The organism is Gordonia aichiensis NBRC 108223, from assembly GCF_000332975.1.
Taxonomy (GTDB): domain Bacteria; phylum Actinomycetota; class Actinomycetes; order Mycobacteriales; family Mycobacteriaceae; genus Gordonia; species Gordonia aichiensis.
Window position 1 is genome coordinate 1 of record NZ_BANR01000078.1, and the last position, 548, is coordinate 548.

General features: G+C 58.9%; 1 protein-coding gene. It reads left to right on the forward strand.

Annotated features, from left to right (window positions below):
• Positions 1-424: MFS transporter (locus tag GOACH_RS23055; protein WP_005180873.1), on the forward strand; the 424-nt coding region annotated here is incomplete at its 5' end.
• Positions 425-548 lie beyond the last annotated feature (124 nt).

Genomic DNA, 548 nt, shown 5'->3' on the forward strand with positions numbered 1-548 from the left:
AGCCGCCGGCTACCTTCTCTCACTGCCCCTCTCAGCCAGCACCTGGGGCATCATGATCTCGCTCATGATCATGAACAGCGGCGTCGGACTCGCCTACGGCGCAATGCCCGCACTCATCATGGGATCAGTACCACTGTCAGAAACCGCCGCCGCCAACGGATTCAACACCCTCATGCGTTCACTCGGCACATCAATCGGCGCCGCAGTCATCGGAGCCGTACTCGCACAAATGACCATCAACTTCGGCGGCCACACCATGGCATCCGAAACAGGATTCCACACCGCACTCATCATCGGCGCCGCAGTCTCACTCATCGCCCTACTCATCGCCGCCGCCATCCCACGCAACACCGAGCCCACACCCAATGAGCCCCGGCGCGTAGATGAGTCAGCAGCAGAGCCGACAGACGTCATGACCGCGTAACCCCGCATTAACCCCGACCGTCACGGCCACAACAACACAAGATCGTTTGGCCGTGACGGATTTTCATGACGTATACAGCAAGCCTCACCGCATGTAACCGTTGTCTTGCTTCAGTTAGCAATTC